Source organism: Comamonas sp. CMM02 (assembly GCF_014851485.1).
GTDB classification, from domain to species: Bacteria; Pseudomonadota; Gammaproteobacteria; order Burkholderiales; family Burkholderiaceae_C; genus Comamonas; species Comamonas avium.
Map to the genome: position 1 here is coordinate 837,083 of NZ_JACUZW010000003.1, position 22,302 is coordinate 859,384.

The following is a 22,302-nucleotide window of genomic DNA, read 5'->3' on the forward strand; positions in this document are numbered from 1 at the left end:
TGGGGTAGCGTTGCGGCAAGCATAAGGCAGGGTGTCAGGCCATCGGCGTAAAGCCACAGAGCAATCATTGGCCGAAGTATTCAGACTTCGGACTGTGATGCAGGCCGGGCTAGCAAACAGCATGGCATCTGCGCCCCGCCTATCTCTGAGTATCCAGGTCGTAAGTGACCCATGAGGTCAGCTGGGCAAGCTTATCGTAGAGGTGGCGTGCCTGGGTATTGGCATCCGAAGTGACCCAGCGCACCAGGGGCCAGCCTCGTTCGCGCGCAATGGCATCGATGTTCATCATCAAACACTGCCCGATGCCCAGGCCGCTGTGATCGTGCAAAACGAAAAGGTCATCGAGGTACCCCACTTCCTGGGCCATCAGTGGCTCCGGGCAGGCACGAAAGTGAGCCAATCCAGTCAGGCGCTGCCCTGCAGACTCAGCGATGAGCCCTTCCAACGGATGCATAGGGTCTAAAAGCCACGACCAAGTGCGCTCCAATATTGCATCGCTCATGGGCACACCATAAAAGTGCGCGTACTGGCGGTAAAGATGCATCCATTGCGTTTGATCGTGTGGTTGCACTTGTCGCACCTGGACACCCTCCACCACTGGGTCACAAATATTCATAACGCCTCCTTTGCTGTATGGCCGTGCTCAAGCATTTACCAGGTGACTGCCGATGCACGAGCCCCCTGATGGGATGGGAAATGCGGCAGCACCTCCTTGGCCAGCTCATCAAGTACTTCAGCAGCAGGGCGCTGAGAAAACTGAATACCCAGTGCTGCATGATTAACACCAGCAGCCTGCCACTCTTGGAGCAGAGTGATCAGACCGTTACGCCCTGTTCGCAACACATAACCCCCGTGCAAAGGCGTGCGAGGGTGCTCGGGGTCATCGACAAGATCGATCCACTCATTGGTCATGTGCGGACGAAACGCACCATCTGCAATGAGGTCTCGCCAAGCACGAATTTTTTCCGCCAAATGTTGCGGCCCTCTCGGGGTATGCGTCTCATTGGGGTAAGTTAACCAGCCGTCTGCGTGCTCTGCAATCCAGGACAGAGATTGACCTGATGAACCCGTGACAACCAGCGGTATGGACCCTGCCACAGGTTTTGGCAGGAACTCTGCCCCCTTGAAGTGCCCTAGCGGGGAATCAATGGACAAAAGCCCGGTCTGTGTCAGTTGCCGCATATAGGAGAGCGCCTGAGCAAATCGATCGGCCCTGGCAGCATGCTCAAGTCCATACGCGGGAAACTCCATAGGCCTGTCACCCGAGGCCACACCCATCACCAAGCGCCCACCAGACAACTGATCAATCGTGGCAGCTGCTTTCGCCAAGTCAATGGGATGACGCAAAGAGATGACGGCACTACCTGTTGCCAAAGCCACATGCTTGGTGTTTGCAGCCAGGAAAGCAAGGTAGGTGAACGGGTCAAAAACCTGTCCCGCATCTCCAAAAGATGGATCAAACAAAGGTACATCTCGCACCCACACTGCGGCAAAACCATGTCTATCGATTTCAGTGACCAGATGCGCCTGACCCGCAAGCACAGCCATGTCTCCTTGGTAGCTTCGCAACGGCAAGAAGATTCCCACAGTCAGCCGATCCGCAGCGAACATGCGTGTGTAGCCCGGATGTGCATAAAAAGCGGCACAGGGCGCGCCACGCGTGCGCGCAGAAAAATGTGAATTGGTCATTTCTGGATAGGTCTGATTGATGTTCATGCGCCAGTTGCCGGTGCTGGCAGCGTGATGCCCTTTTGCACTGCGGCTCGAGCCCCGATGCGCGCATACCATGCACTCAAGTGACGGTACTGACTGAAGTCGAAATGGACGATTTGTGCAATGTGCATCCAGCCAAAATGAGCGATATCTGCAATCGAATAGTCCTCCCCTGCCAGATAGGGGCGATTGGCCAGCAGACGGTCTAGCACTGCAAACATCTCTTGCGTGAGGTTTCGATAGCGGTCTATAGCCTCTGCAATAGGCGCATTTGCAAACAGCTCAAAGTACACACGCTGACCCAGCAGCGGGCCAACGCTGGACGCATGGAACTGCAACCACTTGATGGCCTCCCAGCGTGCGCGTGCGTTCTGAGGCAGCAGTTTCCCCGTCCTTTCTGACAGGTAAAGCAAGATGGCCGCCGACTCGAAAAGAACAACGCCTGTATCGCTATCCGTGAGCACCGGAATGCGGCCATGCGGATTCAGGGCAAGAAAGTCAGGTTGTTGATGATCGCCTTCATCGATACGCACGTGGTGAAGGCTGTACGGCAATGAAAGCTCTTCAAGCGCAATGGTTACCTTGAAACCATTCGGAGAACTGTCGGTATAAAGATGCAACATTTTTTAGATAAACTAAATTAGAAATTAATCGACAGTTCACATTTTTCTTCTTATTTAATGGTTAGAAAAGCGATGATTTCTACCTTTTGTATTTAGCAAAACTAAATTCAGCATGACATACCCATTACAAGCTCTGCGCACGTTTGTCGAAGTCGGAAAGCGCGGAAGCGTCAAGGCCGCAGCCCAGGCATTGCACGTCACTCCCGGGGCGGTCAGCCAACAGATTCGATTACTGGAAGACAGGCTGGGCGTAGTCCTGCTGGAGCGCGAACGTCTGGGTATGCGTCTTACCAAAGCCGGTGCAAGCGTCTACCCCAAGCTGTTGGAGGCATTCCTGCAAATTGACAAGGCCGTGGACACCTTGGAAGCCACTACAAGCAGAAAAAGCCTCACGGTCAGTACCGTGGCTACATTTGCGGCTTCCTGGCTAGTTCCTCGACTAGGACGCTTCAAGCAACATAACCCTGATATAGAAGTGCGCGTGGAAGCCACCTCTGAGCTGGTGGATTTGCGACGAGCTCGTGTAGATATTGCACTGCGCCATGGGCTGGGCAACTATCCCGGCCTTGATGTCATGCACCTAATGGCGCCGGTACTCGTACCCGTTGCATCCCCTGCTTTTTTGAAAGATCAGCAAGAATCGATCACAGATGCTGCCGACTGCCTGCGCTTTCCACTGCTCCACGACAGTGACCGTGCTGATTGGGCGCTTTGGCTCAACGCGCATGGCGTACACGAAGACCCACGAGCCGAACGAGGCAGTGCATTTGAAGATGAATTTCTACTCATCCGGGCTGCGGAGGCTGGACAAGGTTTGGCACTGGTTGCGCAAGCCTATGCCCGCAGCGAGATTGAAGCGGGACGACTTGTGCAGGTTCTGGATAAGCCCTGGCCTGCGAGATTTGCTTACTACTTGGTAACTCGCCCCGGTGCGGCTACACGGCCAGAGGTGAAAGCTTTCATGGACTGGATATGCCAAGAGGCTGCAACTTCAATGCAGATAGATCAAATATCCGCATCCCACGCGTGAAGTGGGTATACATGGCTGTTTTCAATCATTTTTTCAGATAAGAGTACCTGATCGAGCTTTGCCAAAGACCGCGAAGAGCAGGCTGCAATCTAGGTAGCTCAGGCGTGCACAGACCTTGTGGCCAGGACTTAATCGCTCCTGGATCTGGACAGTTGCAGCCTATAAACAGAGGCCAATTAACAACTGCCAATTAGCAGATGCCAGTTCGTCAACAGTACACACCCAAGTGACAACTTTTTAACTTGGCACTGTTACTGATAGAAGCTCGAAGGCGAGGCCCCAAAATATCGGCGAAACATAGCGGCAAAAGAGCTGGCACTGCCATAACCGCAGTCAAGCGCCACATTGATCACCTTGTCACCCGCAGCAATCCCACGCAGCGCGTGAACCAACCTGGCCTGCTCGCGCCACTGGGCAAAAGTCATGCCGGTTTCTTTCATAAATAACCGGTGCAACGTTCGCTCTGCAACATGAATCGATGCTGCCCATTGGGCAGCGCTGAAGGAATTCGATGGGTTTGCACAGAGCTTGTCGCAGATGGTGCGAAGCCGCTCGTGACTGGGCATTGGCAGGTGCAGCGGCAAGGTCGTTGAGACGCGAATCTCATCAATCAGCAATTCGAGAAGCCGTGCGTCACGGCCCTTCGGTTCGACGCGAAAATTAATGCCAACCGCCTCCACGAGCAGTTCGCGCAGCAAAGGAGAGACGTTGATGACGCTGCTCTCCCCCGGCAAGATCAAGACCTTCTCAACATCGATATACGCCGTACGCATCAACACGTCACCAACCATCGTGACGTTATGCCTCAGGCCTGTGGTCATCCAGAGCGCTCTGTTGGGCGGAACAATCCAGGACCCGGCATCGGTGTGTACGATCATCACCCCCTCAGTAGCGTAGAGAAGCTGCCCCTTGGGATGGAAATGCCAGCCCGTGGACATACCTGCCGGCCACCTGTTTTCCATGACCACGACCGGCCAGGCCATGTCGTCGTACTGCTTGTGCTTATGGGATGGGTGCGGGGTCATGGCAGAAACTCTACAGGTATTGGCAGATGAGCGCGCGACAGCCAATTAGCAAACCCGTAATCTCAAAGTTCTGCCTCTTAACAGATCAGCGCCATCGCCCTGCCCCGTATCTCAATGACCGTTCAAACCGCAACTATCGCTTCCTCGGATGCAACTCCAGTGGTGACTCCTGAAGCTAAGCCGCAAGGCTTTCTCCTGCCTATTGTGGGTGGCGCTGCCTTTGCCCACCTTCTCAACGACATGATCCAGGCCATGCTGCCTTCGATCTTCCCTATGCTCAAGCAAAGCTTTGCCTTGAGCTTTGGGCAGATCGGAATCATCGCCCTGGTCTATCAAGTGACGGCTTCGCTACTGCAGCCCTGGATCGGCCTGTACACAGACAAGCATCCCAAGCCCTACCTGCTGCCATCAGGCATGGGCATGACATTCATCGGAATCGCGCTCCTGGCAACAGCCAGCAGCTACGAGATGCTTTTGATCGCAGCGGCGGTGGTGGGCGTCGGCTCTGCGACTTTTCACCCGGAGGCCTCTCGCATTGCCCGGCTGGCGTCGGGTGGGCGCTTTGGCACCGCACAATCGACCTTTCAGGTGGGCGGCAACACCGGCTCGGCCATAGGTCCCTTGCTGACCGCAGCCATCGTCATTCCCTATGGACAGCCCGCAGTGGCCTGGTTCATGGTGGTTGCTCTGGTTGCTATCTTCGTTCTATATAGACTCACAATTTGGGTACGTCAGCACGGAACAGCCCAAGCCAAGGCTCTGTCAAAAAGCCACGGCGAGGGACTGGACCGCGCTGGCGTAATACGTGCGGTGTCCGTCATCTGCGTGCTGATGTTTGCAAAGTTTGTCTACATCGCATCATTCACCAACTACTTCACCTTCTACCTGATCGAGCGCTTTGAGCTCAGCGTCCAGTCCAGCCAGCTGTTTCTCTTCATGTTCCTGGCCTCAGTCGCCGCCGGTACTTTCGCCGGCGGACCTGTTGGAGACCGGATTGGCCGTAAGGCCGTCATTTGGATATCGTTCCTTGGTGTGGCCCCGTTCGCACTCGCGTTACCGCACGTTGGCCTGGTCTGGACAGGCATCCTCGCCATCGTTATCGGCCTGGTGATGTCATCCGCTTTTGCCGCTCTGGTGGTTTATGCACAGGAGGCCGTACCCGGTCGGGTGGGACTCGTATCCGGGCTGATGTTTGGACTGATGTTCGGGGTCGGCGGCATTGGCGCAGCCGCACTCGGTGACCTGGCAGACATCCACGGCATCGTGTGGGTCTATGGCGTGACCTCTTTTCTGCCTCTGCTTGGCATTGCGACCGCCTTTCTTCCAGAAACGCGACGCAAGAAGTCATAGGGCTGCGCCACTGGGGCTCTCCTCAGTGCGTTTGCTGGCGGAATGGCTAACGGCTGGTTGTGGCTCGATGACAAGAGCCTCAGGTCAACCCGTTTCTGTCGTTCGGCCATCGGCAGCTGTGCAGCGATTGCTGCTGCTCGTATCCGCAGGCTGAACTACCGGTCACCACCTCATAGCGGTCATTCAGAGCGCCAAGACAGTCACTTCTCCAATGGATGCTTTCAGGTCAGTAGCAGCCCCTCGCTAACAGGCTGTCCTCGGGATGCTGGAAGTCCGCTATCTCGGCCCGCGAATAGGTGTTATCGACCCAAAACAGATATTGCGCTTGCTCCAAAGGAGTTGTTCACTCAATGCTCAAAACGCACACTTAAGCTCCGTGAGCGAACACTGCGAAAAATAGCGCATCCCTCCTGACATTTTAATCCCCCACCAACTTTCGATGGCAGCATCTTCTTGCCACTGAGGCGGGTGCGGAAAGAGTGATGTGGTCTGCTTGCTCGTAGACTTAAGCAATGCATAAACATGACGATCCCACAGCGCCGCTTTATTTAACCCAGCGCCAAGCGGATGAGATGGATGCTGTTGATGACAGCGGGCTCTCGGACTACTTGTCTGATCTCGCGCCCGAAATTGGCTGGATCATCATCTTCTTCAACTCGCTGGAAGATGAGGTATCAACTTGCATTCGTGAAGCCATTCTTCGGGATGCTTTGCAAGATGAGCGCATGGATGTTTTTCTCGCAGGCATGCTGTTTTCTGCAAAGGCACGAGCACTTCTCGACCTGTACGGTCAAATGATCGAGCATGGCGGCTTAGAGATTACTCATGAGGATTTACGTAAGGTGGACGTGCTGCTCACTGAGTGTGCGACTCGGCGAAATGAGTACGCACATGCAGATTGGATTGGAATGAAGCTTGATGGGTACGTGCGCGTCAAGCAGCAGTCCAAACGCACCGGCATTAGCTACCGCTGTAAACGCTATGACTTAGCGCGAGTACAGGGTGATGTGGAATTCATCAGTAAAGCACGTGATGAGCTCTATGAGTTCAACGAGCGGTTGTGGGATCAGCTCCGTGCGCATGGGCAAGTACCAGTCGAGCAACGATAGTCGCGAACCAGCGACGAGGTCTACCATTGGCCGAGGCACTGGATCAGGCCAACCCCCAGGCAGCCATCTAGGACAGTACCTCCAAACTGTCATTCAGGAAATGTGGCGAATAAGTTGTAATGCGGGAGGGGCAACCTACACCCGAGAAATGATAAAAGCCCCAACTCCATCAAGAAGCCAGGGCTTTTAACTGATTTTTAAATCCACTTAGGGTACTACTGTAACCGACATCGCGTTAACCCCCAGCATCGTTAAAACATTAAACAAAGCTGCACCGATTAAACTGATATTAATACCCATATTTTCACCTGATTCCTTTCCAGCATCACTAGATGCCTGTGTGAATGATTGAAGTTTTAGCGCTACGAACGCCAGAAAAACTACCATTGCAAAGAGACCGGGAGAAAACGCAATTGCGAGAGTCGAACTCGTGGTTGCACCCATTACCCTAAGTGGACTTGGGATAATGCATTATATCCAAAAATATTTTTATTTGCAACAACAATCATCAAGAAAATTGAAGGAGTTGAATAATATTTACTTCGATGCGTTAAAACTAATTGACTCTTGGTCGTCAACAAAAAATTGGCCTAGAGTCTGTTAATGTAATTCAACGAATATCGTCGTTTGGCCGATAGCACCAGTTGCCTCGCTGAGAGCTGACCTCTTCGAACTGGCTCGCGTGGCGGGGTGTCTGCTTCCTAGCGCATACGTGTGCTCACACTATCGGCCAATAGCCGACCTTCAGAGGCACCTCAAATTGCCGCTTCGATAGCTAAGCATCCAGAGAGTTGCATTTCGACTCCTACAATTCGAATTTCTCAAAAAGGAGGCACGGACATGAGCCTTACTCAAGATCAGCATCGCATCTGGGTGTCCAGCTTCTTCAAATCCAAGGTCAAAGAATTTGATTTTTGCTTGCGCTCCGTCGTGGAGTGCTGCGATCAATCAATGGATAGGTTTCACAAAGGGCAGCAAGGTAACGAACAAACAGAAAGCAGAATCGTCTATGCGTTCTCAGCGTTTAGCAATACGGTTCAATCTCTTAAAGATGCGGGCTCAACATTTCTCAAACCAAAGATTGCTTGGAGCGACATTGAAGGCTTGCGACATGGAACGTTTATATGGCTCAGCAGAAATGCAGCTACTCATGATGGCAATCCAGTGATCAGCGGGTGGACTGAAGGGCGATACTTTGTGCCTAAAGACATTCATCGGTTTGATTCTTCAGGCAAGCTGATTGAAATTCTCGCACCGACTGTGGACGCAGCCCAATTTTGTCTTGAGTTCGCAAAAGATTTCAGCAATTTTCTCGTGTTACGTCTTGACTCGCTTGGTCACATAGAAGCTCCAAGAACGAGTATTGAAGATATAGAGAAAGCTTTGGAGTCACCGATGGTGCCTGCCTTCGCTCGCCAGCTATTTAATGCGCAGAAGTCAGAGATTGAGCGTGCTCTCATGTTAGTAAAAAGTGAGCCAACTGGTGATGCAATCACTTTGTTGCGTGCAATCGTGACATATTGCGAGACTCGTCTTCAACCTGAATTTTCATCACGAATCAGACCATCTGAATTGCTTTAGGCATTGGTGACTCTGAACAGCTGCAATGGGTCAGTCAGCGACAGTCGCAGATCGGCCATAAGCCGTCATTCCTTCCTTGGTCTTTGGACGACTTGCAACAAGCCCCAATCTCGAAATTTTTAGGTTTGCCTAAAAATTGCTTGCGATTGCTCACTTTCATAAATCCGAATAGATTCATTTTTATGAGAACGACAGGATTTTCTGTCTGTCGTCTAAATCTAGTTAGCCTGCATCGAACGGCTGATTTTCTTACCCAACTGCTCCAAGTCTACTGAGATGAGTCCTCCGAACGAAAGCGCAATCCGCGACTACCTAGCGACACATCTTGAACTCATCGAGACAGGACTGACCTTGGTCGCCCGTGAGCACTATTTGAGGAATTCTGTTGGCGCATCGGGATTCCTGGATATTTTCGCCCGGGCGGCAAACGGGCAGCTACTCATCATTGAAATCAAACGTACTAACGCTGCCGCTCGCGAGGCCATACAGGAACTGTTCAAGTACGCGACTCTGCTTCGGAAAAACTACTTGGTTCGAGATGTTGACTATCGACTTATCGTCTTGTCAGTTGAATGGCACGAGCTGCTCACACCTTATTCAGAGTTAGCCCATCGGGCACCGTATGAATTGTCGGCAGGGACCATAGTTCTTGACCAAGACGGGCTACCAACCAGAATCGAACCTGTGGTACCTCTGCCTACCGTGGCTCAGCGTAGATTTTCAAAACGCCAGTTCCTTTGGCGCTTTGCTGATGAAGCCGGCGCCATTGCGGCGGTGCCGTTAATTTCAGATCACATGCATCGAGTAGGACTAAAAGATTTTGTACTCATACGAACTCGGTCAAACGATCCTCGGATCATCGAAAAAGGATTCGTATATTTCGCTCAGCAAGAACTGAGTTTGGCTGAGTATCGAGAAAGGATTCATGCCTTACTGGATGATGAGGCATTTGAAGATTTCGAGAACAACCTGTCCGATCTGAGCGAAGAGGAGGATCAACTTGGGGAGTCTGCCGACCAGGTTTGGCTGCCCGGATACGATGAGCTCTTTGGCCGGATCAACTCCGACCACTCCGAAATATCCCATCCCGAGAAGGCCGCATATTGGTTCGCGGAAGGGGCACAAAGCTCTATCTGTATCGAACGCTTCGGTCGATTCCGCGACGATGGAATTTCTGATGAAACAATAGTCACCGAAATAATCGGGCGGGACGGAATATCTGATTACCATCTTGATCTTACCGCTCGAACAGACTCGCCACCTCAGATCGAGGCACTAACGAAGGCAGCAGAAAATATCTTCTTCTTCAACAACGATTGGCGAGGGGCTTGCAGAGATCTAATAGCCTATGCGCAACGTACGGGTCCGGCAACTGTAAGACTCACAGCTTTCAGTAACGAAGATATTCTGAGGTCGATCGCGGGAACGGCATTTGGCTATCCCGGATTTTTGCCGACGTTCCGACTTGATATCGACCGACCTACGAAAAAGCGCGAACGGTTCATTGGTCTTCCTGAGTGGGATGGAACCGCTCCAGACTTCGATAAAGTGCTGTCGTCACATTTTGGCAACGACCCATTCACCTATTTCATTACGCACCACTTTGGCGAACATCGCAGCAGCAATATCGACGTCATGAAAGAACTGGGGTTACGGTACTCAGTCTTTAGGGAAGAGGAAAGTGGGCCTGAGCGAGTTCGCATTCAAGGCTCTTCAGTCGTTGTGTCGCCGCACCCTATTAAGGGCTCCCTCCCAAGCCTAATAGAAGAAAATGTCGAAGAGGTTCATAAGATCGTGGCGATGTTCATGGAGCACGATCAGGGGTTTGCAAGGACCGTCACTGAATGGGTCAATAGAGATGAACCAGATGCAGGCTAACCCATCACTCCACCGGACCTGCACGAAAAGCCGCGCAGGCCGGTGAATTCAAACGTTAGTGGATGTCCGCTTTGGGTTGATAGCGCCAGTTCAGCAGGCTCCAAAGCAGTCACTTGGTGTTCGTCACACTCCAGCGACAGCTTTGAGATGTAGAGCAGACTTTCTCGAAAGTCTTGGCTCAATGACTGCTCTGGGCAACAACAGTCATTGGAATTACTGAGGTGAGCGACGGCAACCAGCCTAAAGCCGTCGCTTGTGGCAATGCATCAGAGGGCTGCTCTTGGCCGATTGGCGGCTGTCGTTGGCTTCCCAAACAGGTTCAGGATATCAAAGAGCTGCTGCAAGAAGCTCCGCTGCAAGACCAATGAATACTGATCGACTTCTTTGCTCAGTGGTGTGCCAGCTGTCATATGATCAAAAAGAATAGCTTTGGCCGCTCCAAAGTCTAAGCGTGTTTGCGGCAGATGCCAGTCATTGGCCCCGATGCTCCACACAACGCCTCCCAAGACGCGGGTCTTGCTCAAGGGCAAGCGCTGGCCTGGGCAGCAGTTCCAGTCTTGATCGGATTGCTCCTGATGTCGGGGAACGCTGTGCTCTACGCATGGTGGATGAACTCTGTGCAGCCAGCTTCTTAGAAAAACTCAATACAGCAGGCACACCATGACAAGCATTGGTCCACTTCCTATTCGTCCTCTCATGGTTTTAGCGGCATTTGTGGTCGGGTGGTTCATTTCAAGAGTGCTCGCCAAACGGAAAACCTCTGCAGAACGCTATAAGTCAGCAGGTAGCTTGGTGTACAGCAGTTTGCTTGTGGGGCTCGTCACTGCAAGGCTGGCCCACATTGCACGCTGGAGCGAAGAATATTTGTCATCTCCCATGTCTTTGCTGGCGATTGGCGATGGCGGCTACCTGTGGTGGGCAGGCGTAGCTGCCGGGCTGGCATTCATGTACTGGCGGACCATGAAGCAGCGTGACTTGCGCCAAGCGGTTTTTACGGGGGCTGCAGCGGGCATCCTTACCTGGTTCCTGGCCAGCGCTGTCCTGGAAGCTGCGCAGCGTCAAGCAGCGCCTTTGCCAGATTTAGAGCTGCTGTCGCTGACTGGTCAACCCACTGCACTGCATAGCCTCAAGGGCCAGCCTGTCGTCCTGAACCTGTGGGCCAGCTGGTGCCCACCTTGCCGCCGTGAAATGCCTGCGTTTGAGCAAGCCCAGAAAAAATTCCCTGACACTGTGTTCGTGATGGTCAATCAAGGTGAAAAACCTGAGCAAGTCGTGCGTTTTCTTCAAGCGCAAGGCTTGGATCTGTCTCATGTGCTGCTCGACCCCTCTTCCAGTGCCATGAAGACTCTAGGCGCGCAGGGTCTGCCGAGCACCTACTTCTTTGATGCCCAGGGCCAGCTGGCGTATGCCCACGTGGGCGAGCTCACCCTCGGTGCGATCAGCAGCATTCTCTCCAGTCGCAACTCGCACTCTGATCACCAGCTCACCCCTCAAGCACAGCGAGCACCTCAGTAAAGCACTCCTTGATGCCGCTTGCTTGGTCCGGATGTCGGGGCCTGGATCATTGCTGGAACACACACCCCCCAAGCGTTGACGTCTGCCACAGCGCACAGAGCAGGGCTTTTTCTCGAGCTGTCTAGTGTTCCATGAAATACCTGCAGGCAAGCCATTCACTCGATGTGCTCAGGCTCTGCTGCCGCATTCACTGACAGCACATAAAGCCACTGGTGCCCCGGGGGGTCTGCAAGGCCTGCGGGGCTTTTTTGCGTCTGCGGCCCATTGATCAGCCGCTGATCGCTTTTGCAAACGCCCTGCTCCTTAGATGCCTGCGATGACTTTCTGGTCTTTTTATCTGCAGCAGAATAAATATTGAATGATAATAATTCTCAATCAATTGATGCTGCGCAAGATTTGGCATCCGCACTCCACAAGAACCGCCTGCATATGCAAGCCACCAACATTTTCCTCGCTTTGGACCCGCACACTGCACAGGACGACAGCACTTTGCACGCTTGGGAGCAACTTGCAAGGCGCGCCCTGCAGTTCAGCCAGCACGGCAAGATAGAAAGCGCTATGGCTTTGCAGATCAACGCACTGCAGGTGGCGGCACGCCTTCTGGTCGGTCCAATGCTGTATGCACACCCTGACCGCTGCATGGCTGCCTGGGTGGTGAGCCACCATAACGTTGCCCAGTTGCTGGAACAGCGCCAGCAACTGGTGCTCGCGCTGGATTACCTGTGTGATGCACACATCGGGCTGCGCAGCATACAAAGCGCTCCAGCCACAGCCCCCGAGGTGCAGCAGGCTGCCTTGCGCCACATGCGCGAAACCCACGCTGCCCTGCTGCAGTGGCACTCCCGCTACGGCAGCTGCACCTGCATTGATGCCGTTTTGCGTGCTCCCGAGCCCGGGCAACCTGACAGTGCTTGCTTTGCACCATCGACACCAAGCATTCGTTTCCCCTCCAGCCATCTGCACTGATGGCCATGCTCTCTAACTGAAAGCTTCAACATGACCCTTCACACCCTGCCCACACTGCCGTATGCCTTTGACGCGCTGGAGCCGCATATTGATGCGCAAACCATGGAGATTCACTACACCAAACACCATCAGGCGTATGTCAACAACCTGAATGCAGCGTTGAAAGACACCGCCCATGCCGATGAACCGGTGGAGCAACTGATTGCCGACCTGTCCCGTCTGCCCGAAGGCATACGCGCGGCTGTGCGCAACAACGGTGGCGGACACGCCAACCACAGCCTGTTCTGGACTGTGATGACCCCTGCCGGGCAGGGTGACGCAGGCCCGACAGATCAACTGGCCCAGGCCATACAAGCAGACCTGGGAGGTATGGACGCATTCAAGGCCGCATTCACACAGGCTGCGCTCACGCGCTTTGGCAGTGGCTGGGCGTGGCTGGTCGTCAACGCGCAAGGCACCCTGGCGATTGAAAGCAGTGGCAATCAGGACAGCCCGCTCATGCAAGGTATTGGTTCGGGCTCTACGCCCATACTGGGGCTGGACGTGTGGGAGCACGCCTACTACCTCAAGTACCAAAATCGTCGCCCCGAATACATCGCCGCGTTTTACAACGTCATTGACTGGGCCGAAGTTTCCCGTCGCTTTGCCGCCGCCCGAAATGCCCCACAAGGCTAAGCAGGTACGACCATTACTTCAAAGAGCATGTGCATGAAGAAACACCCCGCAGCCATTGACGATTCGCACCCACGCCTGCGCTCGCCTGTGGAGGTGCGTCACAGCATCAGGCTGTGGATCGGGCTGACCATCATGATGGTTGGCGTCTGGGCTGTGTGCCACCAATTCTGGGTTTATGCACAAAACCATCCGGTGGTTCTGCAGGCACTGGCTGGTGGCTCTGCTGCAGCCCTTGCAACAGCCCTGGGAACAGTGCCCGTCATGCTGTCGCAGCGCATGTCCGAGCGCACGCAAGACACTCTCTTTGGCTTCGGGGCCGGGGTCATGCTGGCCGCCTGCGCTTTCTCACTCATCTTGCCGGGGCTGGAGGCTGTCCGCAGCCAGGGCATGTTTGGGGGCAGCGGCTGGGCGGCAGGTGGTGTGATTGGTTCTGCCATCTTGCTGGGTGCGCTGGCTCTGATGGTCATGGACAAGATGCTGCCCCATGAGCACTTCATCAAAGGCCGTGAGGGGCTGGATGTAGATGCTGCGCGCAAACTGCAGCGCACCTGGCTGTTTGTGTTTGCCATTGCCCTGCACAACCTGCCCGAAGGCCTGGCCATTGGCGTTGGCTACGCCAGCGGCAGTGCGGCGGGCAATGCGCTGGCCACAGGGATTGCCATTCAGGACGTGCCCGAGGGGCTGGTGGTAGCGGTTGCCCTGCTCGCTGCAGGCTACAGCCGCAAGCTTTCCGTGCTGCTGGGCATGCTCAGTGGCTTGATTGAACCCGTCGGTGCGGTGCTGGGTGCAGCCATTGTCAGCACCTCCTTGAGCATTTTGCCTTGGGGTCTGGGCTTTGCTGCAGGTGCCATGCTGTTTGTGATCAGCCACGAAATCATTCCGGAATCACACCGCAAAGGCCATGAAACCTATGCCACTGGCGGACTCATGCTGGGCTTTGTGCTGATGATGATCATGGACACCTCGCTGAGCTGAGCTGAGCTGAGTGCGTACACAGCCACAGCTTGTCTGGGAAAATTCAGTGACAAGCGGTAATCTATTACGCAAAGCTCGGACGGGGTGGACATGCCCCGAGGGGCTATACCCTGCATAGTCAAATCCTGTTTCCCTATTCCAACAAACCCGGAGGTTGCCATGTTCTATCGATATTTTTTAGGCAGTATTGCAGCTGCGTCCCTGATCGGTTGTGCAGGCACTTACAAAGGCATTTCTGCCACCGCAGAGCTTGAGCCCACCGCAGGCAATGCGGTCACGGGCAAGGTGCACTTCAGCCAGCACGAGCACGGCGTGGTCAAGGTATCGGGCCAGGTCAGTGGCCTCAAGCCCAATTCCGAGCATGGCTTTCACATCCACGAAAAAGGCGATTGCAGCAGCCCCGACGGCACCAGCGCAGGCGGGCACTTCAACCCTGCAGCCAGCGCGCACGGCAAGCATGGCCAAACGGCCAGCCATGCGGGGGACTTACCCAGCCTGCGGGCCAATGCCAATGGCCTGGCCATCGTGCAGTTTGAGTCCACTCAGCTGGCACTGGGCAAAGGTGAACGCGACATTCTGGGCAAAGGCTTGATCGTGCACGCCAACCCCGATGACTTTCAGACCCAGCCGACTGGCAATGCGGGGGCACGTTTGGCCTGCGGCGTGATTGAGCGCCAGTAAGCAACCAGCCCAGTGGGCTGGACACTGCACCTTCACTGCCCAGTAACACCATGTTTTAGTCGCTTGACGTCCATTCAGCCTGTGTGCAGCGCTCCTTTTTTAAAAGAGCTCAGGTTTTTGGATGGCGTCAAGCATTAGTCCATGCCTACAGCGTAGCTTTGCACACGCATCGACGCGCAGCTTCCACCATCGCACAATCGCGCTCATCGTTGCTGCCTGCTTTTTTTGTGCAATCTACAAAATCATCGTTTACCGCCCTCACGCTGGGTGCTTTGGGCGTCGTCTATGGCGACATAGGCACCAGCGTTCTGTACGCTCTCAAGGAAGTTTTTAACTCCGGCCATGTCTCGCTCACCACCCAGCACGTCTACGGCGTACTGTCGCTGGTGGTGTGGACTGTCACGGTCATTGTTTCCCTCAAATACGTCACCCTGGTGCTGCGCGCTGACAACCGCGGCGAAGGGGGCCTGGTGGCCATGCTGGCGCTGGCTGCGCACGCTGTAGAAGGGCACCCTCGCCTGCGCCGCTACCTGATGGCGATTGGCATTTTCGGCACCTGTCTGTTTTATGGCGATGGTGTCATTACGCCTGCCATCTCGGTGCTCTCGGCTGTTGAAGGCCTGGCGGTCATTTCGCCCAACCTGTCGTCAGCCATTTTGCCGCTGACGCTGGGCATCTTGTTCGTGCTGTTTGCCGTGCAAAAACGCGGCACCGCAGGGATTGGGCGCTGGTTTGGCCCCATCATGCTGCTGTGGTTCCTGAGTCTGGCCGCGCTGGGCATCTGGCACATCGTGCAGCTGCCCCAGATTTTGTGGGCACTCAGCCCCCACTATGCGCTGGCTTTCATTGCCGAAGAGCCGGGCACTGCCTTTTTGCTGCTGGGTGCCGTGGTGCTTTGCGTGACGGGTGCCGAGGCCTTGTATGCCGATCTGGGCCACTTTGGCAAACGCCCCATTCGCCAGGCCTGGTTCAGCGTGGCCATGCCTGCGCTACTGATCAACTACCTGGGTCAGGGGGCGCTGCTGCTGCAACAACCCGATGCCGTCAGCAACCCCTTCTTTGCCATGGCACCGCGCGCCATGCTGCTGCCCCTGGTGGTGCTGGCTACAGCTGCCACCGTGATTGCGTCTCAGGCCCTGATTACCGGCGCCTTCAGCGTGACCAAACAAGTCATCCAGCTGGGCTATCTGCCGCGCCTGCAGGTGCTGCATACCAGCGAAACCGATACCGGCCAGATCTACCTGCCTCTGGTGAACTGGGGCCTGTGCGCCGGTATTGCGCTGGCAGTCATCTTTTTCCAGTCGTCTGGCGATCTGGCTGCAGCCTACGGCATTGCCGTAACGCTGGACATGCTGATCACCACGGTGCTGACGTTCTTTGTCGTGCGCTGGGGCTGGAAGTACCCGCTGCTCCCAACTGCTGCGGCAACGCTGTTCTTTCTGGTCGTGGATGTGAGCTTTTTTGCCTCCAACCTCATCAAGCTGCCTGATGGGGGCTGGTTCCCCCTGGCCATTGGTGCAGGCATGTTTGTGCTGATGCGCACCTGGCACACAGGCCGTCAGCTGGTACAAAGCGCCATGCAGCCGCATGCGCTGTCACTGGCCGAGTTTTTGCAAATGCTGCGCCGTGACAGCGTTACGCGCGTGGCAGGCACAGCTGTTTTTCTGTCGTCGCAATCGGGCACGGTGCCCAGCGCCTTGCTGCACAACCTCAAGCACAACAAGGTGCTGCACGCCCGCAACGTGTTTGTTACGGTGCGCCACCATGAGCTGGCCCACATTCCCCCTGCACACCGCGCCACGGCGCACGATCTGGGCCATGACTGCTGGCAGGTGCTGCTGCACTTTGGCTTTATGGATGACCCGCACGTGCCCAACGCTCTGTCCATGCTCACACAGCGCGGGGAGCTGCCGTCCACATCCATCATGGAAACCAGCTACTTCCTCTCGCGCGACATCATCGTGCCCCAGCGCGGCCATGGCATGGCCCTGTGGCGTGAAAAGCTGTTTGCCCAGATGTACCGCAACGCGGGCTCAGCGGCCGACTTTCTGCACCTGCCCCATCGCAACGTGGTGGAGCTGGGCAGCCAGATTGTGATTTAGGGCCGCGGCACGGCGGCTCCTTGCAGGGCACAGGGTTAGTCACCTGTGCCCATCTGACGCCCGGGCTTGGCACTGCAGCACCAATTTGGTGAAATGCAGCCACACCAAGACCCATACCCAACGTCAGACCGGAAAGGAGCTGCCATGTCCACATGGATGGTGCTGCGCCGCATGCTGTGTGCAGCGTTTGCCGCAGCCTGCGCCACCGTGGCATTGGCCAGTGATTTGACGCTGGCCAACACCTACCGCCCTGACATCGATGTACGCGCCTATTGGGTCAGCGAAAAATACGACGGCATTCGCGCCCACTGGGATGGCAAGCAGCTGCGCAGCCGACAGGGTGTGCCGATTGATGCGCCCGCATGGTTTACCCAGCACTGGCCTGCACAGCCCATGGACGGCGAGCTGTGGGCCGGGCGTGAGCAGTTTGCAGCCGTGCAATCGAGTGTGGGCCAGGGCCGCAAAGACGAGGCTGGCTGGCGCGCACTGCGCTACATGGTGTTTGACCTGCCCGCGCACAGCGGCCCCTTTGCACAGCGCCAGCAAGCGCTGCAAAAACTGGTGGCAGCCATTGGCAAGGACTGGGTGCAGGCTGCTGCGCAATGGCAGGTTGCCAGCCATGAGGCGCTGATGCGGCAATTGCGCACCGTGAGCGCAGCCGGGGCTGAGGGGCTGATGCTGCGCCACGCTGACAGCCCTTACCGAGCAGGCCGCAGCGATGACCTCATCAAGCTCAAACTGTTTGAAGATGCCGAGGCCGTAGTGGTGGCCCACCTGCCCGGCAAAGGCAAATACCAGGGCATGACAGGTGCGCTGCTGGTGCAAATGCCCAGCGGCCAGCGCTTCAAGATTGGCAGTGGCTTGAGCGATGCCGACCGCGCCCAGCCGCCCGCCATGGGCAGCACCATCACCTACCGTTTTAACGGCAGCCACCCCAGTGGCCTGCCAAGGTTTGCCCGCTACTGGCGGGTGCGCAGTGACACTGCCCTGCAGCAGAAACAATAAAAAGAGAGCTACCAGCGCTTACACACTATAGTTTTCAGATAGTTTTATATCTAAAAACCAAGCAGCATAAGCGTTAGCAGCTCTCTTTATTAAAGGCTTCAATCCCAAGCCTTGATGGACTGGTCAGTCTTTATTTAGCCGCAGCACCTGTGGATTTGGCCGCTGGCTTGCGCACTTGCGAACGTGCACGGGGCTTGACCGCCGCAGATTTTTCTTCTGCCACGCAATCTGCGTAAAAGTGCACGACACCGCTGTCGTCCGTAATCTCCACCAGACCGTGGATATCGGTTTCAAAGCCCGGGCACTCTTTGGCAAAGTCACGCGCAAACAGCAAGTAATCCACGATCTTCTTGTTGAAGACTTCGCCGGGAATCAGCAGCGGAATGCCCGGTGGGTAAGGCGTCACCAGACCCACCGTGGTACGGCCAACCAGGTGGTCGATCTCTACACGCTCGGTCTTGCGCTGGGCAATGTGTGCATAGGCATCCGAAGGCTTCATGGCGGGCTTGAGGTCCGACAGATACATCTCGGTGGTCAGGCGCGCAATGTCGTACTTGGCGTACATCTGGTGCACGTGCTGGCACAGATCGCGCAGGCCCATGCGCTCATAGCGGCGGAACTGCTGGCAGAACTCGGGCAGGATGCGCGTGAGCGGCTGGTTGCGGTCGTAGTCGTCCTTGAACTGCTGCAGCGCAGTGAGCATGGTGTTCCAGCGGCCCTTGGTAATGCCAATGGTAAACATGATGAAGAACGAGTACAGGCCCGTCTTCTCCACCACCACACCATGCTCTGCCAGGTACTTGGTCACGATCGAGGCGGGAATGCCGGTGTCGGCAAAGTCGCCATCCAGATCCAGACCGGGCGTCACGATGGTGGACTTGATGGGGTCCAGCATGTTGAAGCCATCGGCCAGATCGCCAAAGCCATGCCAGTTGTCGAACTCTTTACCGTTCTTTTTCTTGGCTTTGGACTTGGGCGTGGCGTCCTTGCCGCGAATGATCCAGTCCTCGGCACGGCCCACACCTTCTTCGGCGAGCTTTTCGGGGCCCCAGACTTCAAACCACCAGTCGTCGTCACCAAATTCGTCGTCCACCTTGCGCATGGCGCGGCGGAAATCGAGCGCTTCCACAATCGACTCTTCCACCAGCGCAGTGCCCCCGGGCGGCTCCATCATGGCGGCAGCCACATCGCAGCTGGCAATGATGCTGTACTGCGGGCTGGTCGAGGTGTGCATCAGGTACGCCTCGTTGAACAGGTGGTGATCGAGCTTTTCGTTTTGCGAGTCCTGCACCAGCACATGCGAAGCCTGGCTGATACCGGCCAGCAGCTTGTGAATGGACTGCGTGGCATACACCACCGACTCTTTCGGGCGCTGGCGCTTTTTGCCCATGGCGTGGTAAGTGCCGTAGAAGGGGTGGAACGCCGCATGGGGCAGCCACGCCTCATCAAAGTGCAGGTTGGCCACATAGCCGTCCAGCATGTTCTTGATGGTTTCGGTGTTGTAGAGCACGCCGTCGTAGGTGGACTGCGTCAGCGTCAGCACACGGGGCTTGGCCTTTTTGGCATCCACCCCCTTGAGCAGCGGGTTGGCGGCAATCTTGGCCTGAATGGATTCCACGCTGAATTCGCTTTGCGGAATCGGACCAATAATGCCGAAATGGTTGCGCGTAGGCTTCAAGAACACCGGAATCGCACCCGTCATGATGATGGAGTGCAGGATGGACTTGTGGCAATTGCGGTCCACCACCACCACATCGCCCGGAGCCACAGTGTGGTGCCAGACAATCTTGTTGGAAGTGGATGTGCCGTTGGTCACAAAGTAGCAGTGATCGGCATTGAAAATGCGCGCTGCATTGCGCTCTGACTCGCCAATGGCGCCATTGTGGTCCAGCAGCTGGCCCAGCTCCTCCACCGCATTGCACACGTCAGCGCGCAGCATATTCTCACCGTAGAACTGGTGGTACATCTGGCCCACAGGGCTCTTCAAGAACGCAACACCACCCGAGTGACCGGGGCAGTGCCAGCTGTACGAGCCATCTTCGGCGTAATCCAGCAGTGCCTTGAAGAACGGTGGCTGCACACTTTCCAGATAGTTCTTGGCTTCACGGATGATGTGCTTGGCCACAAACTCCGGTGTGTCCTCAAACATGTGAATGAAGCCGTGCAGTTCACGCAAAATGTCGTTGGGCAGATGGCGTGCCGTTTTGGTTTCGCCGTAAATGTAGATCGGCACTTCCTCATTCTTGCGGCGCACTTCACCAATGAAATTGCGCAGGCTGTGAATGATGGGATCATCATTGTCGCCAGTCAGCTCCTCGTCGTCGATCGACAAGATAAAGGCACTGGCGCGACTTTGTTGCTGCGCAAACTGGCTCAGGTCACCGTAACTGGTGACACCCAAGACCTCAAAACCTTCAACCTCAATGGCCTGTGCCAGGGCGCGAATGCCCAAACCAGACGTGTTGTCGGAGCGGTAATCCTCGTCGATGATGACGATGGGAAAACGGAATTTCATGCGCAACCCTTTGCAATCGGGGATCAATAAAAGTCAGATAGGCGCGCAGTGTAAGTAATATCGCAGTCAAGACTGCAATTTGCAGACGCTTTTCCTACATTTACAGGCAGTTTCATGACACTGCCATCAACAAGACAAGGGAGTCGATACATGGAGGACAGTAATTTGTGGTGGATCCTGACGGGTATCACCATTGCCGCCGAGCTGCTCACAGGGGGTATCTACCTCTTGATGATTGCACTGGGCATGGCAGCCGGTGCCGTGGCTGCGCATCTGGGGCTGGACATGCCCATTCAGATCAGCACTGCAGCCATCGTAGGCGTGCTGTCGGTCATGCTGTGCCGCCGCATACGTGGCCGCCGCATGCCAGAGCTGCCCGCTGCCGCCAACCCCGACTTGAATCTGGATATTGGCGAGACCGTACATGTCCCCGAATGGAACAGCGACGGCACCGCCCGCATTCCCTACCGCGGCAGCCAGTGGACCGTGGTACTGCGCCCCGGCAGCATGCCCGCAGCAGGCCTGCACCGCGTGATTGAAGTGCAAGGCAACCGCCTGATCGTAGACAAGGCCTGAGCGCCCTCTTTTTTTCAACCCGTTTTTTCTTCTCTTATAAGGCTTAGACCATGGAAATCGCCATTGTCGGTTTAGTGATAGCTGCCATCTTTGTCAGCATGTCCGTCAAAATCGTTCCCCAGCAACACGCATGGATCAAGGAGCGCTTCGGCAAATACGCAGGCACCCTCAGCCCCGGTTTGCGCATCATCATTCCGTTCATCGAGAAAGTCTCGTACAAGCACAGCCTCAAGGAAATTCCACTGGACGTTCCCAGCCAAGTCTGTATTACGCGTGACAACACACAGCTGCAGGTCGACGGCATCCTGTACTTTCAAGTCACCGACCCCATGCGCGCCAGCTACGGCTCGTCCAACTACATCATGGCGGTGACACAACTGGCGCAAACCTCGCTGCGCAGCGTGATCGGCAAACTGGAGCTGGACAAGACCTTTGAAGAGCGCGACATGATCAACGCGCAAGTGGTCAACGCCATTGACGAAGCCGCCCTGAACTGGGGCGTCAAGGTGCTGCGCTATGAAATCAAGGATTTGACACCGCCCGCCGAAATTCTGCGCGCCATGCAGGCCCAGATCACCGCTGAACGTGAAAAGCGCGCCTTGATTGCCGCCTCTGAAGGCCGCCGCCAGGAGCAAATCAACATTGCCACCGGCGAACGCGAAGCGTTCATCGCCCGCTCTGAAGGTGAAAAGCAAGCCGCAATCAATAAAGCCCAGGGTGAAGCTTCGGCCATCACCACCGTGGCTGAGGCCACCGCGCAAGCGCTGGAGCGTGTGGCTATTGCCATTCAGCAACCCGGTGGCGAGCAGGCTGTGCAACTGAAAGTGGCTGAAAGCGCTGTGGATGCCTACAGCAAGGTCGCCAAAGACGCCAACACCACCCTCATCGTGCCCAGCAATATCTCTGAAGTCTCGGGCCTCATCGCCTCTGCCATGCGCGTGGTTCAGCAAGGCGCACGCAACTAACTTCGTTTTTTTAGGTGC

Annotated in this window: 21 protein-coding genes; 14 read left to right on the plus strand and 7 right to left on the minus strand. The window is 55.6% G+C overall.

What is annotated here, in order from left to right:
* Positions 1–139: 139 nt before the first annotated feature.
* The 3 genes from IB213_RS13320 to IB213_RS13330 form a co-directional block, all read right to left on the minus strand.
* Positions 140–616 carry a GNAT family N-acetyltransferase gene (locus tag IB213_RS13320; protein ID WP_225561100.1) on the minus strand — a complete coding sequence of 159 codons (477 nt, stop codon included), beginning with the start codon at positions 614–616 and terminating at the stop codon, positions 140–142.
* Between the two features lie 35 nt (positions 617–651).
* Positions 652–1,611, minus strand: coding sequence for an LLM class oxidoreductase (locus IB213_RS13325; RefSeq protein WP_192407191.1), 960 nt, complete (start codon positions 1,609–1,611; stop codon positions 652–654).
* 101 nt (positions 1,612–1,712) lie between these two features.
* Positions 1,713–2,336, minus strand: coding sequence for a glutathione S-transferase family protein (locus IB213_RS13330; protein ID WP_192407035.1), 624 nt, complete (start codon positions 2,334–2,336; stop codon positions 1,713–1,715).
* A 112-nt stretch (positions 2,337–2,448) separates the two neighbouring features.
* On the opposite strand from IB213_RS13330, the gene IB213_RS13335 reads away from it, so the two are divergent.
* Entirely contained in the window at positions 2,449–3,366 is a 918-nt protein-coding gene (locus IB213_RS13335) for a LysR substrate-binding domain-containing protein (protein WP_192407038.1), read from the plus strand.
* A gap of 251 nt (positions 3,367–3,617) precedes the next feature.
* Here the strand turns inward: IB213_RS13335 and IB213_RS13340 are convergent, their stop codons facing one another.
* Positions 3,618–4,391 (minus strand): helix-turn-helix transcriptional regulator, encoded by a 774-nt coding sequence (locus IB213_RS13340; RefSeq protein WP_192407040.1) that lies wholly within the window; start codon positions 4,389–4,391, stop codon positions 3,618–3,620.
* Between the two features lie 114 nt (positions 4,392–4,505).
* Here IB213_RS13340 and IB213_RS13345 point away from each other — a divergent pair, with 114 nt between their 5' ends.
* Both IB213_RS13345 and IB213_RS13350 read left to right on the plus strand, forming a co-directional pair.
* Positions 4,506–5,741 (plus strand): MFS transporter, encoded by a 1,236-nt coding sequence (locus IB213_RS13345; RefSeq protein ID WP_192407041.1) that lies wholly within the window; start codon positions 4,506–4,508, stop codon positions 5,739–5,741.
* 512 nt (positions 5,742–6,253) lie between these two features.
* Positions 6,254–6,850 carry a hypothetical protein gene (locus IB213_RS13350; RefSeq protein WP_192407044.1) on the plus strand — a complete coding sequence of 199 codons (597 nt, stop codon included), beginning with the start codon at positions 6,254–6,256 and terminating at the stop codon, positions 6,848–6,850.
* Between the two features lie 207 nt (positions 6,851–7,057).
* Here IB213_RS13350 and IB213_RS13355 read toward each other — a convergent pair whose 3' ends face one another.
* Positions 7,058–7,294 (minus strand): hypothetical protein, encoded by a 237-nt coding sequence (locus IB213_RS13355; protein WP_192407045.1) that lies wholly within the window; start codon positions 7,292–7,294, stop codon positions 7,058–7,060.
* 396 nt (positions 7,295–7,690) lie between these two features.
* Between IB213_RS13355 and IB213_RS13360 the strand changes: the two genes are divergently transcribed.
* Together IB213_RS13360 and IB213_RS13365 are read left to right on the plus strand one after the other, a co-directional pair.
* On the plus strand, positions 7,691–8,431 hold the full coding sequence (locus tag IB213_RS13360) for a hypothetical protein (RefSeq protein WP_192407047.1): 741 nt from the start codon (positions 7,691–7,693) through the stop codon (positions 8,429–8,431).
* A gap of 276 nt (positions 8,432–8,707) precedes the next feature.
* Positions 8,708–10,309 carry an endonuclease NucS domain-containing protein gene (locus IB213_RS13365; protein WP_192407049.1) on the plus strand — a complete coding sequence of 534 codons (1,602 nt, stop codon included), beginning with the start codon at positions 8,708–8,710 and terminating at the stop codon, positions 10,307–10,309.
* Positions 10,310–10,575: 266 nt separating this feature from the next.
* On the opposite strand, the gene IB213_RS13370 is transcribed toward IB213_RS13365, so the two are convergent.
* Positions 10,576–10,833 carry a hypothetical protein gene (locus IB213_RS13370; RefSeq protein ID WP_192407051.1) on the minus strand — a complete coding sequence of 86 codons (258 nt, stop codon included), beginning with the start codon at positions 10,831–10,833 and terminating at the stop codon, positions 10,576–10,578.
* A 136-nt stretch (positions 10,834–10,969) separates the two neighbouring features.
* Between IB213_RS13370 and IB213_RS13375 the strand changes: the two genes are divergently transcribed.
* From IB213_RS13375 to IB213_RS13405, 7 genes are all read left to right on the plus strand, one after another.
* A complete protein-coding gene (locus IB213_RS13375; protein ID WP_192407053.1) occupies positions 10,970–11,824 on the plus strand; it encodes a TlpA disulfide reductase family protein in 855 nt (284 codons plus the stop codon).
* A gap of 429 nt (positions 11,825–12,253) precedes the next feature.
* Positions 12,254–12,790: a hypothetical protein gene (locus tag IB213_RS13380; RefSeq protein WP_192407055.1), complete on the plus strand. Its 537-nt coding sequence runs from the start codon at positions 12,254–12,256 to the stop codon at positions 12,788–12,790.
* Between the two features lie 30 nt (positions 12,791–12,820).
* Positions 12,821–13,465, plus strand: coding sequence for a superoxide dismutase (locus IB213_RS13385; RefSeq protein ID WP_192407057.1), 645 nt, complete (start codon positions 12,821–12,823; stop codon positions 13,463–13,465).
* Between the two features lie 33 nt (positions 13,466–13,498).
* On the plus strand, positions 13,499–14,440 hold the full coding sequence (locus IB213_RS13390) for a ZIP family metal transporter (protein WP_370551216.1): 942 nt from the start codon (positions 13,499–13,501) through the stop codon (positions 14,438–14,440).
* A 159-nt stretch (positions 14,441–14,599) separates the two neighbouring features.
* Positions 14,600–15,121, plus strand: a complete 522-nt coding sequence (locus tag IB213_RS13395; RefSeq protein ID WP_191721481.1) for a superoxide dismutase family protein — start codon at positions 14,600–14,602, stop codon at positions 15,119–15,121.
* A gap of 227 nt (positions 15,122–15,348) precedes the next feature.
* Positions 15,349–17,223 (plus strand): potassium transporter Kup, encoded by a 1,875-nt coding sequence (locus IB213_RS13400; protein WP_191721480.1) that lies wholly within the window; start codon positions 15,349–15,351, stop codon positions 17,221–17,223.
* A 144-nt stretch (positions 17,224–17,367) separates the two neighbouring features.
* Complete coding sequence (locus tag IB213_RS13405; protein WP_225561101.1) at positions 17,368–18,228, plus strand: DNA ligase; 861 nt, start codon at positions 17,368–17,370, stop codon at positions 18,226–18,228.
* A 130-nt stretch (positions 18,229–18,358) separates the two neighbouring features.
* Here IB213_RS13405 and IB213_RS13410 read toward each other — a convergent pair whose 3' ends face one another.
* Positions 18,359–20,743, minus strand: coding sequence for an arginine/lysine/ornithine decarboxylase (locus tag IB213_RS13410; protein ID WP_225561102.1), 2,385 nt, complete (start codon positions 20,741–20,743; stop codon positions 18,359–18,361).
* Between the two features lie 150 nt (positions 20,744–20,893).
* Between IB213_RS13410 and IB213_RS13415 the strand changes: the two genes are divergently transcribed.
* Both IB213_RS13415 and IB213_RS13420 read left to right on the plus strand, forming a co-directional pair.
* Positions 20,894–21,319 carry an NfeD family protein gene (locus IB213_RS13415; protein ID WP_191721477.1) on the plus strand — a complete coding sequence of 142 codons (426 nt, stop codon included), beginning with the start codon at positions 20,894–20,896 and terminating at the stop codon, positions 21,317–21,319.
* A gap of 50 nt (positions 21,320–21,369) precedes the next feature.
* Positions 21,370–22,284 (plus strand): SPFH domain-containing protein, encoded by a 915-nt coding sequence (locus IB213_RS13420; protein WP_191721476.1) that lies wholly within the window; start codon positions 21,370–21,372, stop codon positions 22,282–22,284.
* Positions 22,285–22,302: the final 18 nt, after the last annotated feature.

Coding starts and splice junctions, on each gene's coding strand:
- IB213_RS13320 (WP_225561100.1), bottom strand. CDS start 616: ATGAATATTTGTGACCCAGTGGTGGAGGGTGTCCAGGTGCGACAAGTG.
- IB213_RS13325 (WP_192407191.1), bottom strand. CDS start 1,611: ATGTTCGCTGCGGATCGGCTGACTGTGGGAATCTTCTTGCCGTTGCGA.
- IB213_RS13330 (WP_192407035.1), bottom strand. CDS start 2,336: ATGTTGCATCTTTATACCGACAGTTCTCCGAATGGTTTCAAGGTAACC.
- IB213_RS13335 (WP_192407038.1), top strand. CDS start 2,449: ATGACATACCCATTACAAGCTCTGCGCACGTTTGTCGAAGTCGGAAAG.
- IB213_RS13340 (WP_192407040.1), bottom strand. CDS start 4,391: ATGACCCCGCACCCATCCCATAAGCACAAGCAGTACGACGACATGGCC.
- IB213_RS13345 (WP_192407041.1), top strand. CDS start 4,506: ATGACCGTTCAAACCGCAACTATCGCTTCCTCGGATGCAACTCCAGTG.
- IB213_RS13350 (WP_192407044.1), top strand. CDS start 6,254: ATGCATAAACATGACGATCCCACAGCGCCGCTTTATTTAACCCAGCGC.
- IB213_RS13355 (WP_192407045.1), bottom strand. CDS start 7,294: ATGGGTGCAACCACGAGTTCGACTCTCGCAATTGCGTTTTCTCCCGGT.
- IB213_RS13360 (WP_192407047.1), top strand. CDS start 7,691: ATGAGCCTTACTCAAGATCAGCATCGCATCTGGGTGTCCAGCTTCTTC.
- IB213_RS13365 (WP_192407049.1), top strand. CDS start 8,708: ATGAGTCCTCCGAACGAAAGCGCAATCCGCGACTACCTAGCGACACAT.
- IB213_RS13375 (WP_192407053.1), top strand. CDS start 10,970: ATGACAAGCATTGGTCCACTTCCTATTCGTCCTCTCATGGTTTTAGCG.
- IB213_RS13380 (WP_192407055.1), top strand. CDS start 12,254: ATGCAAGCCACCAACATTTTCCTCGCTTTGGACCCGCACACTGCACAG.
- IB213_RS13385 (WP_192407057.1), top strand. CDS start 12,821: ATGACCCTTCACACCCTGCCCACACTGCCGTATGCCTTTGACGCGCTG.
- IB213_RS13390 (WP_370551216.1), top strand. CDS start 13,499: ATGAAGAAACACCCCGCAGCCATTGACGATTCGCACCCACGCCTGCGC.
- IB213_RS13395 (WP_191721481.1), top strand. CDS start 14,600: ATGTTCTATCGATATTTTTTAGGCAGTATTGCAGCTGCGTCCCTGATC.
- IB213_RS13405 (WP_225561101.1), top strand. CDS start 17,368: ATGTCCACATGGATGGTGCTGCGCCGCATGCTGTGTGCAGCGTTTGCC.
- IB213_RS13410 (WP_225561102.1), bottom strand. CDS start 20,743: ATGAAATTCCGTTTTCCCATCGTCATCATCGACGAGGATTACCGCTCC.
- IB213_RS13415 (WP_191721477.1), top strand. CDS start 20,894: ATGGAGGACAGTAATTTGTGGTGGATCCTGACGGGTATCACCATTGCC.
- IB213_RS13420 (WP_191721476.1), top strand. CDS start 21,370: ATGGAAATCGCCATTGTCGGTTTAGTGATAGCTGCCATCTTTGTCAGC.